Genomic DNA, 16,524 nt, shown 5'->3' on the forward strand with positions numbered 1-16,524 from the left:
GTGACATTATGAATTCTCTGTTTGCCAGTACGGCCCGCGGGCTGGAAGAGCTGTTAAAAACTGAACTGGAAAACCTCGGCGCGCTGGAGTGTCAGGTCGTTCAGGGTGGGGTCCATTTTAAGGGCGACACACGGCTTGTTTACCAGAGCCTGATGTGGAGCCGCCTGGCCTCGCGCATTATCCTGCCGATGGGAGAGTGCAAGGTCTACAGCGATCTTGATCTGTACCTCGGCGTTCAGGCAATCGACTGGACAGAGATATTTAACCCTGGTGCTACGTTTGCCGTCCATTTTAGCGGACTGAACGAGACCATTCGTAACAGCCAGTACGGCGCGCTGAAGGTCAAGGATGCGATTGTCGATGCCTTTACCCGCAAAAATATGCCGCGTCCGAATGTGGATCGTGAATCTCCGGATCTGCGCATCAACGTCTGGTTGAACAAAGATACTGCCAGCATTGCGCTCGATCTGAGCGGTGACGGTTTGCATCAGCGTGGCTATCGCGATCGCGCGGGTCAGGCACCGATTAAAGAGACGCTGGCCGCCGCTATTGTTATGCGTTCTGGCTGGCAGCCGGGAACCCCGTTACTCGATCCGATGTGTGGTTCCGGCACGCTGCTGATTGAAGCGGCAATGTGGGCGACCGATCGCGCGCCGGGTCTGCACCGTGGATACTGGGGCTTCAGCGGTTGGGCGCAACACGACGAAGCTGTCTGGCAAGAAGTTAAAGCCGAAGCGCAGGTGCGTGCGCGTAAGGGACTGGCTGACTATACCTCGCATTTTTATGGATCCGATAGCGATGCGCGCGTGATTGAAAAAGCGCGTAGTAATGCTCGCCGCGCCGGTATCGCCGATCTTATGACGTTTGACGTGAAAGATGTCGCCAAACTGAGCAATCCGCTGCCGAAAGGACCGTATGGGACAGTTATCAGTAACCCGCCTTACGGCGAACGTCTGGATAGCGAACCGGCGCTGATTGCCCTGCACAGCCTGCTGGGCCGTACGATGAAAAACCAGTTTGGCGGCTGGAATTTGTCGCTGTTCAGCGCCTCGCCGGATCTGCTCAGCAGCCTGCAATTACGTGCCGACAAGCAGTTCAAAGCGAAAAACGGCCCGCTGGATTGTGTGCAGAAGAATTATCACGTTGCAGAGACCACTGCGGACAGCAAGCCGGCTACGGTAGCGGAAGATTATGCCAACCGCCTGCGCAAGAATATTAAGAAGCTGGAAAAATGGGCGCGTCAGGAAGGCATTGAATGCTATCGCCTGTATGACGCTGATCTGCCGGAATACAACGTTGCAGTAGATCGTTACGGTGATTGGGTCGTGGTTCAGGAATACGCACCGCCGAAGACGGTTGATGCGCAAAAAGCACGTCAACGCTTGTTCGACATCATTGCCGCCACGCTGTCAGTACTGGAAATCGCGCCAAACAAACTGGTGCTGAAAACCCGTGAGCGTCAGAAAGGCAAGAATCAGTATCAGAAGATGAATGAGAAGGGTGAATTCATTGAGGTAAGCGAGTACAACGCGCGCCTGTGGGTTAACCTGACTGACTACCTTGATACGGGTTTATTCCTCGATCACCGTATTGCGCGCCGCATGTTGGGGCAGATGAGTAAAGGTAAGGACTTCCTCAACCTGTTTTCCTACACCGGTAGCGCCAGCGTACATGCAGGATTGGGCGGTGCGCGTAGCACCACGACGGTCGATATGTCGCGTACCTATCTGGAATGGGCGGAACGTAACCTGCGCCTGAACGGATTGAGCGGTCGCGCTCACCGTTTAATTCAGGCCGATTGCCTGGGCTGGCTGCGTGATGCGAATGAACAGTTTGATCTGATTTTCATCGATCCGCCGACGTTCTCTAACTCAAAACGTATGGAAGATTCGTTTGATGTGCAGCGCGATCATCTGGCGCTGATGAAAGATCTGAAACGTCTGCTGCGTAAAGACGGCACGATCATGTTCTCCAACAACAAACGTGGGTTCCGTATGGATCTCGACGGTTTGGCTGAACTGGGATTGAAAGCACAAGAAATTACCCAAAAAACGCTTTCCCAGGATTTTGCCCGTAACCGTCAGATCCACAATTGCTGGCTGATTACCGCAGCCTGAAAGGATAAATAAATGTCATTGATCAGTATGCATGGTGCATGGCTGTCGTTCAGCGATGCGCCGCTTCTTGATAATGCAGAACTGCATATCGAAGATAACGAACGCGTCTGTCTGGTTGGCCGTAACGGCGCAGGTAAATCGACGCTGATGAAGATCCTGAACCGTGAGCAGGGGCTTGACGACGGGCGTATCATTTATGAGCAGGATCTGGTTGTGGCGCGTCTGCAACAGGATCCGCCGCGTAATGTTGAAGGCAGCGTGTATGATTTCGTTGCCGAGGGTATCGAAGAACAGGCCGAGTATCTCAAACGTTATCACGATATTTCGCGTCTGGTGATGACTGATCCGAGCGACAGAAATCTGAATGAGATGGCGCGGGTTCAGGAAATGCTCGATCATCACAATCTGTGGCAGCTCGAAAGCCGTATTAATGAAGTGCTGGAGCAGTTGGGGCTGGATCCAAACGCCGCACTTTCTTCGCTTTCAGGCGGTTGGCTGCGTAAAGCGGCGCTGGGCCGCGCGTTAGTGAGCAATCCGCGTGTACTGCTGCTGGATGAACCAACAAACCACCTGGATATTGAAACCATCGACTGGCTGGAAGGGTTCCTGAAATCTTTCAATGGGACAATCATCTTCATTTCCCACGACCGTTCGTTTATACGCAATATGGCGACGCGTATCGTCGACCTCGATCGTGGCAAGCTGGTGACCTACCCGGGGAATTACGATCAGTATCTGCTGGAAAAAGAAGAAGCGCTGCGCGTAGAAGAGTTACAAAATGCAGAGTTTGACCGCAAGCTGGCGCAGGAAGAGGTCTGGATCCGTCAGGGGATCAAAGCGCGCCGTACCCGTAATGAAGGCCGCGTGCGCGCACTGAAAGCCATGCGTCGCGAGCGTGGCGAACGCCGCGAAGTGATGGGCACGGCGAAGATGCAGGTCGAAGAGGCGAGCCGTTCAGGCAAGATTGTTTTCGAAATGGAGAACGTGGATTACCAGGTTGATGGTAAGCAGCTGGTAAAAGATTTCTCCGCACAGGTACAACGTAGCGACAAAATTGCGCTAATCGGACCGAACGGCTGCGGCAAAACAACGCTGCTGAAGCTGATGTTAGGCCAGCTTCAGGCTGACAGTGGACGCATTCACGTCGGCACCAAGCTGGAAGTGGCCTATTTCGATCAGCACCGCGCCGAACTGGATCCAGATAAAACCGTGATGGACAACCTGGCTGAAGGTAAGCAAGAGGTGATGGTTAACGGTAAACCTCGCCATGTGCTGGGTTATCTGCAGGACTTCCTGTTCCATCCGAAACGCGCGATGACGCCAGTGCGAGCGCTCTCTGGTGGGGAACGAAATCGCCTGCTGTTGGCGCGTCTTTTTCTGAAACCCAGCAATCTTTTGATTCTCGATGAACCAACGAACGATCTTGACGTCGAAACGCTGGAACTGCTTGAAGAACTAATTGATAGCTATCAGGGGACTGTACTGCTGGTAAGCCACGACCGTCAGTTTGTGGATAATACTGTAACTGAATGCTGGATCTTCGAGGGCGGTGGTAAAATTGGTCGTTATGTCGGCGGTTATCATGACGCGCGCAGCCAGCAATCTCAGTATGTGGCGTTTAAACAACCGGTCGCGAAAAAAACAGAGGAAGCTGTTGCTCCTAAAGCAGAAATTGTCAAACGTGGTACGAGCAAACTAAGCTATAAACTGCAGCGCGAACTGGAGCAGCTCCCCGCTCAGCTTGAAGAACTGGAAGCTAAACTGGAAAGACTACAAGCTCAGGTTGCTGACGCCGCTTTTTTCAGTCAGCCACATGAGCAAACACAGCAGGTATTAGCTAATCTGAACGAAGCGGAACAAGAACTTGAGCAAGCCTTTGAGCGCTGGGAGTATCTTGAGTCTTTGAAGAACGGCGCATAATTTAAAGGAGCACATATGTGCGAACATCACCATGCCGCGAAGCATATTTTGTGCTCGCAGTGTGACATGCTGGTGGCGTTACCTCGCCTTGAGCATGGTCAGAAAGCGGCATGTCCACGATGTGGCACTACGTTAACGGTTGAGTGGGACGCGCCGCGGCAGCGTCCTACCGCCTATGTATTAGCAGCATTGTTCATGCTGCTTCTGTCAAATCTCTTCCCCTTTGTGAATATGAACGTCGCAGGGGTGAGCAGCGAAGTGACGTTGCTGGAGATCCCCAGCGTTCTCTTTTCTGAAGACTACGCCAGTCTCGGCACCTTCTTTTTATTATTCGTGCAGTTGGTCCCCGCGTTTTGCCTGCTGACTATCTTGCTGCTGGTGAATCGGGTGCAGATGCCCGCCAGACTTAAGGCGGGTCTTGCACGCGTCCTGTTCCAGTTAAAAAGCTGGGGGATGGCGGAAATCTTCCTCGCTGGCGTGCTGGTCAGCTTCGTTAAGCTTATGGCTTACGGCGATATTGGCGTGGGCAGCAGCTTTATTCCGTGGTGCTTCTTTTGCGTTTTGCAACTGCGCGCATTCCAGTGCGTTGACCGTCGCTGGCTGTGGGATGATATTGCGCCAATGCCAGCGATTAAGCAGGAGTTAAAACCAGGTGTGCCCGGCATTCGACAGGGACTGCGTTCCTGCTCTTGCTGCACCGCGATTCTTCTTGCTGATGAACGGGTGTGTCCGCGCTGCCAGACGAAAGGCTATGTGCGGCGTAAAAACAGTCTGCAATGGACGTTGGCATTACTGTTCACGTCGATCATGCTTTATCTTCCTGCCAATATTTTGCCGATTATGATTACCGATCTGCTCGGGTCAAAGCTGCCATCAACGATACTTGAAGGGGTGGTTTTAATCTGGAGCGAAGGCTCTTATCCGGTGGCTGCGGTTATTTTTATCGCCAGTATTATGGTGCCGACGTTGAAAATGATCGCCATTGCCTGGCTATGTTGGGATGCCAAAGGGCACGGCAAACGCGACAGCGAACGTATGCACCTGATTTATGAAGTTGTGGAATTTGTCGGTCGCTGGTCAATGATCGACGTCTTTGTGATTGCGGTACTCTCTGCGCTGGTACGCATGGGAGGGTTAATGAACATTTATCCTGCAATGGGTGCTTTGATGTTTGCTTTAGTCGTCATTATGACAATGTTTTCTGCGATGACATTTGATCCGCGTCTGTCGTGGGACCGTGAACCAGAACCAGGCCATGAGGAGTCCTGACAGCATGGAATCTAAAAGTGGGGAAGCCAAAGTGCAAAAGGTAAAAAACTGGTCGCCCGTGTGGATATTCCCTATCGTCACTGCACTCATTGGCGCGTGGGTACTGTTTTATCACTACAGTCATCAGGGGCCACAGGTCACGCTGATTACCACCAATGCCGAAGGTATTGAAGGGGGCAAAACGACGATTAAGAGCCGCAGCGTGGATGTCGGTATCGTCGAGAGCGCAACCCTGACTGATGATTTGACCCATGTGGAGATTAAAGCGCGTCTTAACTCCGGAATGGAAAAGCTGCTGCATAAAGATTCTGTCTTTTGGGTGGTGAAGCCGCAGGTTGGACGTGAAGGTATCAGTGGGCTCGGCACGTTATTGTCCGGGGCTTATATTGAACTGCAGCCCGGCAATAAAGGCAGTAAGCTGGAAAATTACCAACTGCTGGATTCACCGCCGCTGGCTCCGCCAGATGCAAAAGGGATCCGTGTGATTCTGGACAGTAAAAAAGCCGGTCAGTTGAGCCCAGGCGATCCGGTGCTTTTCCGCGGCTATCGTGTGGGCTCGGTTGAAACCAGCACGTTTGATGCGCAAAAGCGTACGATCAGCTATCAGCTTTTCATCAATGCGCCTAACGATCGTCTGGTGACCAGCAATGTACGTTTCTGGAAAGACAGCGGGATCGCCGTAGATCTTACCTCAGCAGGTATGCGCGTAGAAATGGGATCGCTCTCCACGCTGTTTGGCGGTGGTGTAAGTTTTGATGTGCCCGAAGGACTGGAACAAGGTCAACCGGTTGAGCAGCAGGCCTCATTTAACCTCTATGACGATCAAAAAAGTATTCAGGATTCCCTGTATACCGATCATATTGATTACCTGATGTTCTTTAAAGATTCGATTCGTGGCCTACAGCCTGGTGCACCGCTGGAATTCCGTGGCATCCGCTTGGGTACGGTGAGTAAAGTACCTTTCTTCTCACCGAATATGCGTCAGGTATTTAACAATGATTACCGCATTCCGGTGCTGGTGCGTATTGAACCAGAACGTCTGAAGGCACAGCTGGGAGAAGATACCGATGTTGGCGCTCATTTGGAGCAACTGCTTAAACGCGGATTACGAGGATCGCTCAAAACCGGGAACCTGGTAACCGGTGCGCTGTATGTCGATCTCGACTTCTACCCGAAAGAGCCGCCGATTACTGGGGTGCGTGAATTTAACGGTTATCAGATAATCCCGACCGTGAGCGGTGGTCTGGCGCAGATCCAACAGCGTCTGATGGAAGCGTTGGATAAGATTAACAATCTGCCGCTGAACCCGATGATCGAGCAGGCAACCAATACGTTGTCGGAAAGCCAGCGCACGATGAAGCATCTGCAAACCACGCTGGATAACATGAACAAGATCACGTCCAGCCAGTCGATGCAGGATCTGCCGGCGGATATGCAGAACACGCTACGTGAACTGAATCGTAGTATGCAGGGCTTCCAGCCTGGTTCCGCGGCCTACAACAAGATGGTGGCGGATATGCAGCGTCTTGATCAGGTACTGCGTGAACTGCAACCGGTACTGAAAACGTTGAACGATAAGAGTAATGCGCTGGTATTTGAAGCGAAGGACAAAAAAGATCCAGAGCCGAAGAGGGCGAAACAATGAAAAAGTGGCTAGTGGTGATGATGGCGGTCTGGCTGACGTCATGCAGCTCCAGCGGAGAAAATAAAAGCTATTACCAGCTCCCTATCGCACAAGGCGGAGTGCAGAGTTCTGCCAATCAGGGAAACCGTCTGCTGTGGGTTGAACAGATTGCGGTACCTGATTATCTGGCCGGTAATGGGGTGGTTTACCAGACCAGCGATGTGAAATATGTGATAGCCAATAATAATCTCTGGGCCAGCCCATTAGATCAGCAATTGCGCAATACACTGGTTGCGAACCTCAGTATGCAGTTGCCTGGCTGGGTTGTCGCTTCACAACCGCTGGGAAGCACTCAGGATACGCTGAACGTGACCGTAACCGGCTTCCACGGTCGGTACGATGGTAAGGTTATTGTGAGCGGTGAATGGTTGCTGAATCATCAGGGACAACTGATCAAACGCCCGTTCCACATCGAAGCTGTACAGACGAAAGACGGCTACGATGAGATGGTGAAGGTTCTAGCCAATACCTGGAGTCAGGAAGCGACGGCTATTGCTCAAGAGCTGAAACGCATCCCTTAAGCTTAAATAATTGTAAATTATGCCGCCCCTGGTTCATTGCCCGGGGCGGTTTTTTTTATTTTTTTAGCCGTGAAGATAGCTGTTCTGACTGACTATTTTTGTACAAATGATTTAGAGGCTAGCTCACAAATATGACACTGGCGTGAATTTTGCGCATTGACGAGCCTGATGTTTAGGGGTATTCGTTTAGTGTGATTGCACACTTAGTAATCACTGTTTTCTTTTCCACCAGACCCAAAAATGAGGGAAACGAGGCATGAAGAGACAAAAACGAGATCGCCTGGAACGGGCACATCAACGTGGATATCAGGCCGGCATTGCCGGACGCTCAAAAGAAATGTGTCCCTATCAGACGCTGAATCAGAGGTCATACTGGCTGGGAGGCTGGCGAGAAGCCATGGGGGATAGGGTTTTAATGGCCTGATTCTGTCTCTTTAGATAAAAGAAACCTCCGCAGAGCGGAGGTTTCGCCTTTTTGCACACCAGAAAAAACGGGGAAACGTTAATGTCTGGCTGCTTCGCAGTTCTGGATTAGAACGCGGAAGTGTCCTGGAACAGACCCACTTTCAGATCGTTTGCAGTGTAGATCAGACGACCATCAACCAGCACTTCACCATCTGCCAGGCCCATGATCAGGCGACGGTTAACGATGCGTTTGAAGTGAATGCGGTAAGTGACTTTCTTCGCGGTCGGCAGAACCTGGCCGGTGAATTTAACTTCGCCTACGCCCAGCGCACGGCCTTTACCTTCGCCGCCCAGCCAGCCGAGATAGAATCCAACCAGTTGCCACATGGCGTCGAGACCCAGGCAGCCCGGCATCACCGGATCGCCGATAAAGTGACAACCGAAGAACCACAGGTCCGGGTTGATATCCAGTTCAGCTTCAACATAACCTTTGTCAAAGTTGCCACCGGTTTCGGTCATCTTGATGACACGGTCCATCATCAGCATGCTTGGTGCTGGCAGTTGTGGCCCTTTAGCGCCAAACAGCTCACCGCGACCAGAGGCAAGAAGGTCTTCTTTCGTATAGGATTCGCGTTTATCTACCATGTTCTCTGTAAGCCTTATTTTATTGAAGCACGCAGGATAGCTAACACGTGTACGCTGAACAAGTCCGATCAGTTCGGAATAATCCAGTTCAGCCAACGTAGCGGCCATGGAAAACGGTGACGACCTTCCTGTTGCGTTGCCGTGGCAATACGCTCCTGAATGGTTTGCATCAGCGTTGTCTGGCCTTCGCCATCCCACACCAGATTTAACAACAGTGGCAGCGCATCGGTCACGTCGTCCACCGCCCAGATAGTGAATTTTTCTTCTTCTATGGCCTGTAGCAGCGCAGGCTGCAGGCTGAGGTGTCTGACGTTAGCCGAAGGAATGATAACGCCCTGCGTGCCCGTCAGCTCACGCTGCTGGCAGATGGTGAAGAAACCTTCAATTTTCTCATTCAGACCACCGACAGGTTGTGCCCGACCAAACTGATCGACAGAACCGGTAATGGCGATACTTTGATTTACAGGAACGTCGGCGAGGGCGCTAATCAATGCGCACAGTTCTGCCATGGACGCGCTGTCACCGTCCACCTCACTGTAAGATTGCTCAAAGGTCAGCGAGGCAGAGAAGGGGATCTGTTGCTCCAGCTGGAGTTCCGACATCAGGAACGCCTGCATAATCATCATACCCTTGGCATGAATATTTCCGCCAAGCTCGGCTTTGCGCTCAATATCCGTAAACTCGCCGTCGCCAATATGCACGACGCAACTGATACGAGAAGGCTCGCCAAATGCGCGTGGGTGGCCTGGAAACTCAATCACCGACAAGGCGTTGATCTGGCCAATACGCTCGCCTTCTGTCTCGATAAGGATTTGCTCTTGCAGAATTTCATCCTGCATGCGTTCAGCCAGGAATCCCTCACGCCATTCGCGTTGAGCCAGCATCAGGCTGAACTGTTCAGCGTTGCAGGTTTCGCCCTCGCATAACGGAGCCACCTCTTTGAACTGTCGGGTGATCCACAGCGGGTTAAGCGGCAATGTATCCTGTTCACCGGTATAGCGAACGGCTTCACGGATCAGAACCTGCCAGGCATCAGGAGCGGGGTAAGGCAAATTATTGCGCATAGCAGTATGCGTGACCCATTGACACCACTGCGTCATGGTTTCGGCATCCACTATCTGCAGATTATCTTCAAACTCGCTGTAAATGGCCTGCTCAGCCAGCTCTGGTTCCATGTCCTGGAAATCCGCCAGCGATTCACGCTCACCTACTAAAATCACTTTCAGTTTAAGCGGCATAGGCGGAACGGAGACAGGCAGCGGGCGAGACTCATCAAAAGCCACCCAATCAAAACGCTCGTGGCTGACAATGGCTTTCAGGCGCATCCATAACAGCGGTTGGGCCAACAGCGTGCGCAATGAGATAACCAGCACACCTCCATTGGCCTGATGTACCAGACCTGGCTGCAGCGTAATTTCGCCATTGAACTGACGCAGACAGCCAAACAGTTGTTCGGCTTCGGCCCAGTCAGCGCTGACCACCTGCGTCAACGTCGCAAAATTGTCTTCCGCTTTCTCAGCTGTACGATAACGAATAGTGTGACCGGAGATGTCGTAATGACCGCCAGTCAGGCTTCCTGCATCCGTGTGCAAGGGACGTGCAGCCTTTGCAATAAGGTTGAGATACTCAAGCTCTTCCGGTGCTTTTACCAACATGAACGAGGATGTTGTCCAGTGCTGAAGAAGCTGCTCTAGCGCGAATTGTAAACGTGGCTGAGTATCACTAAGTAAGGTGTCGGTGTCGTCAGTGACGTGCGGCTGTGCAAATACTTCCTGATAACTGTCGGTATCAGGAACCAGATCACGCCATGCAAGTTTCGTAATGGTCAAAGTTGATGTTTTTTAGTCTGTTGTAAAAAACGAGATTATACCGTAACCCTCACCACTAAACACCTGGAAAGCACCGCGAAACGGTTGTGATGACGCGCGACAGTTCACAGGCTGGATATTCTTTTCTTCAGATGCCGAAAAAGCTGATATTCTGATAAGAGTTACACGGTAACATTGAGATCGCAATGAAATATCAACAACTTGAAAACCTTGAAAGCGGCTGGAAATGGAAGTATCTGGTGAAGAAGCATCGTGAGGGGGAATTAATCACCCGTTACGTCGAGGCCAGCGCTGCCAAAGAAGCCGTTGATATATTGCTAACCCTCGAAAATGAACCGGTTCGGGTCAATAGCTGGATTGAAGAACACATGAATCCTGCGCTGCTTAATCGTATGAAACAAACCATACGTGCCAGGCGCAAGCGGCACTTTAATGCTGAGCATCAGCATACCCGGAAGAAATCCATCGATCTGGAATTTATGGTCTGGCAGCGTCTGGCAGGTCTTGCGCAGCGGCGCGGAAAAACGCTTTCTGAAACTATTGTGCAGCTGATTGAAGACGCAGAGCATAAAGAGAAGTACGCGAACAAAATGTCGACATTGAAACAGGATTTACAGGCGTTGCTGGGGAAAGGGTAGCGGTCGGCTGGTTGAATGCGTGGCTTACTTTGGATGAAAACAGATGAAAAAAAACCCCGCTATGCGGGGTTTTTTATAAGACGATAACTTAAGCCTGAGGCTGAGTTACAACGTCTTTGATGCCTTTAACTTCGATCTCAACACGACGATCCGGAGCCAGGCAGTCGATCAGTGCAGCGCGAGCTTTCACGTTGTCACAGGTGTTGCCAGTAACTGGGTTGGATTCACCCATACCACGTGCAGAGATTTTGTCAGAAGGAATACCTTTAGAGATCAGGTAATCAACAACGGACTGAGCACGTTTCTCGGACAGGCCCTGGTTGTAAGCGTCAGAACCGATGCGGTCAGTGAAGCCCAGAACCACTACGGAACCGTCTTTCGGATCCAGGTTGCTCAGCTGGCTGTACATCTGGTCCAGAGCCTGCTGGCCTTCTGGTTTCAGAGTTGCTTTGTTGAAGTTGAACAGAACGTCAGACTTCAGAGTGAAGTGCTTGGTCTGTACTTCTGGAGCCGGAGCCGGAGCAACAACTACTGGAGCTGCTTCTTCCTGCTGACCGAAACGGTAAGAAACACCAACGCTCAACAGGCCGTTATCCGGACGACCGCCAACGGTGTTCGCGTCACCGATGTTGTTGGTCCACTGGTATTCCAGACGGGTAGCGATTTCAGGAGTAATTGCATACTCTACGCCACCAGCGAATACTGGGGATACACCAGTGTCGTGGTCTTTGAAGCCATCGTTGTTTTTAGCGTCTGCACGCCAAACCATACCACCCAGACGGGTATAAACGTCCAGATCGTCAGTGATTGGGTAACCCAGTTTAGCGGTCAGTTGAACGCCCTGAGCTTTGAAAGCGCCATTCTGCTCGCTGCCTTTGTATGGCATACGGCCTAACCAGTCGTAACCCATTTCGAAACCAACGTACGGGTTAACCTGATAACCACCGAACGCACCGGCACCCAGTTGGCTTTCGTGGGTCGGACCGTTGTTGTCGATACGGTTGTTGCCAATATCATGGAACTGAGACCAGCCCAGTTTAGCACCAGTATACCAGGTGTTATCTTTCGGAGCGGCCTGCGCCACGGTAGCGAAACCAGCCAGTGCCACTGCAATTGCGATAGCTGTCTTTTTCATTTTTTGCGCCTCGTTATCATCCAAAATTCGCCATGAATATCTCCGAAGAGAGATAACACGGTTAAATCCTTCACCCGGGGACCAGTTCAATAGTTACTCTACCGATATCTGCGGCTTACGCCGAGCACCCCTGGCGATGTAAAGTCTACAACGTAGTTGAAAACTTACAAGTGTGAAGTCCGTCAGGCATATGAAAAAAAAAGGCTTGTATACACAATATTTAACATTTATAGCTGAATAAATGTACTGAGGATATCCTGAAAACCGCTTCAGACAAGCGTTCAGACGAAAAACACATTACAGCTCAAAGACAAATTGAGAGATGAAAAAAAATTCCAGGATAAATCCTAATTTTACTCAATGATACAAATTCGAGTGAATTTTTAGCCCGGAATGCTGTCTGCCCGCAAGTGTCTGGGCGCGAACCGGACGCATGATAAAACCCATCGCATTACCTTCATCAGCCGCTTTGACCAGTTCGGCATGTTCATCTTCCGTTAATTCTTCCGCCAGCCAGCCAATGACAACACTGTAATTACCCGTGCGTAGCGCACGAATCATCGATTCCAGCGTATTGCAGGGGGATAGCTGACTAATTTGCATGACTTTCGTCAATGGAAGTCCAGCTGACTGCACCCACTCCCGACTTAATTTTTGCTGAGGCGTCAGCCACAGCTGCCAGCGTGATTGTTGCCCTAACTGTTGCAGCAGGGGAAGCAGCAGCAGTTGTGTCATCATGGGCTGGTCCTCGCGATAGACCACTTCACTGATAAGCCCAGCGGTTGCGTTCTCTGATGAAACGCTCGCAATGTTGCTTGATGTGGAAGAGAACGACGATGAACGATTTGCATAGCCTGAAGTGTACATAATCAATCCAGCCCTGTGAGTTACTGTATGGATATACAGTAACCCTGCAATCAACAAAGATCAACCTTATTTTCGGAAACAGGTTCGCAATTTTTAGTCGTCGTCACGGGAAAAATAAAATTCATCTTGCCCCATACGCATAAGTTGCCTATTTTCGTCATTAACGGATCCGCTACTGAAAATCATTTGCTTACGTTATGATTTAAAAAGGATTTTTATGAAAGAGCTTTCTTATGCAAGGATCTATAAATCGCAGGAATATCTGGCTTCTCTGGGGACAATTCACTATCGCTCACTGTTTGGTGGCTACAGTCTGACGGTTGGCGATACGGTCTTTGCCATGGTCGCTAATGGTGAGCTGTATCTTCGCGCCTGTGAGCAGAGCGCCCAGTATTGTGTACAAAATTCTCCTGTCTGGCTGACATTTATTAAGCGCGGACGTCCTCTTGTACTTAATTATTACCAGGTGAACGATGCCCTGTGGCAAAACCAGCAGCAGTTGGTGTCGCTATCGCGATATTCGTTGGATGCAGCGGTTAAGGAAAAACAGAGTCGCTTTGCCCAGCATCGTCTGCGGGAATTGCCGAATATGACGTTTCATCTGGAGACTCTGTTGAATGAAGCTGGAATTAAAGATGAGGGGACCATGCGATCGTTGGGAGCACAAATGTGCTGGCTGAAACTTCGGCAAAATAACCCGGCTCTGACGGTAAAAGTACTCTATGCCCTTGAAGGCGCGGTAGGGGGGATACATGAAGCCGCGCTCCCGGCGACGCGTCGCCAGGAGCTGGTTGAGTGGGTAAGTTCTCTTACGCCGGAGCCGGGGTATTAGACGGCAGCACGTCAATTTGCTGCTGTAATCGCCGGATCTCTGGGAGCAGGGCGATCAATAGCCCAACTTGCTGAACGACCAGCGGCTCTTTACTGTCCGGGCGTGGTTCCAGGTGCTGAATTCGCTGCTTCAGCCCTTCTAACGCCTGATATACACGCTGCTCGTCAGCGGGTTGATGGTGAAGGGCATCATCAACATAGCAAACAGCGTCATCCAGCAATGCCAAAACGTCTGGATTGGTCAGCTGTTCGCGATGTGCGCCCAGCGCAGAAATATAGCTGGTAAACGTATGGTTGAGACACAGTAAACGGAACGCCGTTTCGCGGGTTTGGGCCGTGACATCCGGCTCGCTCGACATGTTTGATACCACGGAGGCGAGTTCAGCATCACGATTATGCGCATCACGGCGAGCGATACGGTAGGGCAGACGATTATCACGACCCTGATGATATTGCTCGAGAATAGCATCAAGGTAGCGGCAGTTAGCGTCAGTCGCCCGTTCAATTACCCGTGGTAGGTTACGAAAACGCCAGTCTGGCCAGATGAAACTGACAGCAGCCCAGGCGATAGCACAGCCAATTAGCGTATCGATGACACGCGGCAGTGCAACCTCAAAGCCTTCGCCGAGCAGGTTAAAGCACAGTAACACCAGCAGCGTGATAAACATGGTGGCGTGTGCATACTGGACGTTGCGAAAGGCAAAAAACAGTACACCAGTGATCACCAGGAGTATCAGTTGCCCTTCGAGAGAGGGCACAAACCACAGGATCGGTAAACCAATGGCAATCCCAACCAACGTGCCGATAATCCTGAGCGCCAGGCGATGTCGGGTGGCGTTGTAGTTTGGCTGACAGACAAACAGGCTGGTCAGCAAGATCCAGTATCCGTGATTCATGCCGGTTATCTGGATAATGGCGTAACCAACACAGAGCACTAACGACATGCGAACGGCATGGCGAAACAGAGCAGACTCAGGGGTGAAATTACGGCTCAGACGTAACCAGATATCACTGAATCCATGGGGACTGTCATCGGCAAGCTGATTTTCAGACTCATTGCGCGAGAGTACCTGAGCCTGTTCAGACTCTATGGTAGCAAGCTGCGCGTCGATTGCCCGTAGGTTTGACAGTAAAAAACCCAGCGTATTGAGCAGGTCGGCAGGTTCACCACTGGCACGCATGCGCTCAAGTGCGGCATCTATATGGGTGAAGGCGCGCTCAAAGTGCGGATCGTGCTGGTAAGGTGTGCGCAATAAAATACAGCGAGATAATTGTGAACAGGCTTGCCCTTGCATCGACATCAACCGCTGGAAACGGAACATCACATCGCTGTGACGGAAATGATCGCGTAGCGTTTGATACTGAATATGTGAAGAGCTTGCGCGTTCATGAATATCCTGCGCCACAAAATAGTAATGTAGCGTGCGACGTGTTCCCCGTTGTCCACGGTCACCGCGCAGGCGGGTCAGCAGCGACACTTTAGTCTGATTCAGCGTTGCCATCAGTTGGCCATTCGCGAGAGCTAAATCATACAACGGTGCCTGGCTTTCATCTTCTATGTCGGGGTCAAAAAGACGCGATTTCAGTTCCAGGTAGTGCGCTAACTGTTCGTAGCTGCGTGCCAGATTGTCCTGTAAGGGGCGGATGGGGAACAGAAGATGTCCGGTGAGCGTCAGCAGGTTATACCAGATAGCGCCAGCGAGCAGCAGGATGGGTTGTTGATACCACTGATCGTAAAGCGAGGTGCCCAGCATCGTGTAAATGGCGATCAGCAATGCACCAAAAGCAATAGTTGCATAGCGCTGGCCTAATCCCCCCAGCAGAATAAAGCCGCTGGTGGAAAGCGTTAAACCAATAGCAAACAGCCATGGCCATGGGAAGAGCAGTTCAACGGAGGCTGAGGCAATAAAAAAGCACACCAGTGTGATGATTAAATTGCGCAATCGGCCCGCGAGACGATCGTCCAGATCGGTAAGTGCGGCAGCGACCATACCCAGCGTGAGTGGGATAGTCAGCTTGACGTCACCCAGCCACCAGGGTAGCGCCGTTGTGCCGCATAGCGCGATAAAAATCCGCACGTAGTACAGCCATGTGCTGTTCCAGGTATAGCGTTTGAGCAGAGGACTTAACATAAAGGCCATCGGTCCTGATTATTCAAAACGACGACGTGCATTGGCTTCACGCGCTGCACGGGCAACTTCTACTGAAACCACCCGGCGACCCACCGGCCAGAGCGCAATGGCAGCGATTTTAAAGTTTGCAATGCCAACCGGAATACCAATAATCGTAATGCACTGAGCAATACCAGAGATAATGTGCATCAGGCACAACCACCAGCCGAAGAAAATCAGCCAGAAAATATTGAGCACGGTGCCGCCGGTATTTAACAGGACGCTTTTACCGGCCGGATTCAGTTCATCGACATGAATCGCTTCGTTACCATAGGGAAACAGCGAAAGTCGGGTTATCTCCCAGCATGAACGGGTCAAGGGTAAAGTAAAAATAAGCACGACACTGACCAGCGTTGCCAGTAACCAAGCCAGGGTGGTGGCGAACCCCCCAAGCACAAAATTTAAAATATTCAGAACAGTACGCATAAACCCTCGGTTAACTCTGGTTTTCTGTGAATTCGGCAATTGTAACGTTTTTTTGGGCTGGAGCAC

General features: G+C 51.2%; 14 protein-coding genes. 8 read left to right on the top strand and 6 right to left on the bottom strand.

The window, feature by feature from the left end:
* Positions 1-8: 8 nt before the first annotated feature.
* The 6 genes from rlmKL to rmf all read left to right on the top strand — a co-directional run bounded on the left by rlmKL (position 9) and on the right by rmf (position 7,935).
* Positions 9-2,117 (top strand): bifunctional 23S rRNA (guanine(2069)-N(7))-methyltransferase RlmK/23S rRNA (guanine(2445)-N(2))-methyltransferase RlmL, encoded by a 2,109-nt coding sequence (gene rlmKL, locus OGY10_RS17480; RefSeq protein WP_003831977.1) that lies wholly within the window; start codon positions 9-11, stop codon positions 2,115-2,117.
* Positions 2,118-2,129: 12 nt separating this feature from the next.
* A complete protein-coding gene (locus OGY10_RS17485) occupies positions 2,130-4,037 on the top strand; it encodes an ABC transporter ATP-binding protein (RefSeq protein ID WP_008784281.1) in 1,908 nt (635 codons plus the stop codon).
* A 15-nt stretch (positions 4,038-4,052) separates the two neighbouring features.
* Positions 4,053-5,306 carry a membrane integrity-associated transporter subunit PqiA gene (gene pqiA / locus OGY10_RS17490; RefSeq protein WP_191226209.1) on the top strand — a complete coding sequence of 418 codons (1,254 nt, stop codon included), beginning with the start codon at positions 4,053-4,055 and terminating at the stop codon, positions 5,304-5,306.
* Between the two features lie 4 nt (positions 5,307-5,310).
* Entirely contained in the window at positions 5,311-6,951 is a 1,641-nt protein-coding gene (gene pqiB, locus OGY10_RS17495) for an intermembrane transport protein PqiB (protein ID WP_020996511.1), read from the top strand.
* On the top strand, positions 6,948-7,511 hold the full coding sequence (pqiC, locus tag OGY10_RS17500) for a membrane integrity-associated transporter subunit PqiC (protein ID WP_191226208.1): 564 nt from the start codon (positions 6,948-6,950) through the stop codon (positions 7,509-7,511). Before pqiB ends, pqiC begins: the two co-directional genes overlap by 4 nt.
* A gap of 256 nt (positions 7,512-7,767) precedes the next feature.
* Complete coding sequence (gene rmf / locus OGY10_RS17505) at positions 7,768-7,935, top strand: ribosome modulation factor (protein WP_003035871.1); 168 nt, start codon at positions 7,768-7,770, stop codon at positions 7,933-7,935.
* Positions 7,936-8,042: 107 nt separating this feature from the next.
* On the opposite strand, the gene fabA is transcribed toward rmf, so the two are convergent.
* The gene (gene fabA, locus OGY10_RS17510) at positions 8,043-8,561 is read right to left on the bottom strand and encodes a bifunctional 3-hydroxydecanoyl-ACP dehydratase/trans-2-decenoyl-ACP isomerase (protein ID WP_003035875.1); all 519 of its coding nucleotides are present in this window, start codon (positions 8,559-8,561) and stop codon (positions 8,043-8,045) included.
* 68 nt (positions 8,562-8,629) lie between these two features.
* The gene (locus OGY10_RS17515; RefSeq protein ID WP_137377300.1) at positions 8,630-10,390 is read right to left on the bottom strand and encodes an AAA family ATPase; all 1,761 of its coding nucleotides are present in this window, start codon (positions 10,388-10,390) and stop codon (positions 8,630-8,632) included.
* A gap of 185 nt (positions 10,391-10,575) precedes the next feature.
* Here OGY10_RS17515 and matP point away from each other — a divergent pair, with 185 nt between their 5' ends.
* Positions 10,576-11,028, top strand: a complete 453-nt coding sequence (gene matP / locus OGY10_RS17520) for a macrodomain Ter protein MatP (RefSeq protein WP_191226207.1) — start codon at positions 10,576-10,578, stop codon at positions 11,026-11,028.
* A gap of 88 nt (positions 11,029-11,116) precedes the next feature.
* Here the strand turns inward: matP and ompA are convergent, their stop codons facing one another.
* Together ompA and sulA are read right to left on the bottom strand one after the other, a co-directional pair.
* Entirely contained in the window at positions 11,117-12,163 is a 1,047-nt protein-coding gene (gene ompA, locus OGY10_RS17525) for a porin OmpA (RefSeq protein WP_020996510.1), read from the bottom strand.
* A 357-nt stretch (positions 12,164-12,520) separates the two neighbouring features.
* Complete coding sequence (sulA, locus tag OGY10_RS17530; protein ID WP_191226206.1) at positions 12,521-13,030, bottom strand: SOS-induced cell division inhibitor SulA; 510 nt, start codon at positions 13,028-13,030, stop codon at positions 12,521-12,523.
* A gap of 217 nt (positions 13,031-13,247) precedes the next feature.
* Between sulA and OGY10_RS17535 the strand changes: the two genes are divergently transcribed.
* Positions 13,248-13,862 (top strand): TfoX/Sxy family DNA transformation protein, encoded by a 615-nt coding sequence (locus OGY10_RS17535; RefSeq protein WP_003831996.1) that lies wholly within the window; start codon positions 13,248-13,250, stop codon positions 13,860-13,862.
* Here the strand turns inward: OGY10_RS17535 and yccS are convergent.
* Both yccS and OGY10_RS17545 read right to left on the bottom strand, forming a co-directional pair.
* Entirely contained in the window at positions 13,840-15,993 is a 2,154-nt protein-coding gene (yccS, locus tag OGY10_RS17540; protein WP_191226205.1) for a YccS family putative transporter, read from the bottom strand. The genes OGY10_RS17535 and yccS overlap by 23 nt on opposite strands.
* Positions 15,994-16,011: 18 nt before the next feature.
* Positions 16,012-16,458, bottom strand: coding sequence for a YccF domain-containing protein (locus tag OGY10_RS17545; RefSeq protein ID WP_003831998.1), 447 nt, complete (start codon positions 16,456-16,458; stop codon positions 16,012-16,014).
* Between the last annotated feature and the right edge of the window lie 66 nt (positions 16,459-16,524).

It is taken from the genome of Citrobacter sp. Cpo148, from assembly GCF_030332375.1.
Classification (GTDB): domain Bacteria; phylum Pseudomonadota; class Gammaproteobacteria; order Enterobacterales; family Enterobacteriaceae; genus Citrobacter; species Citrobacter portucalensis.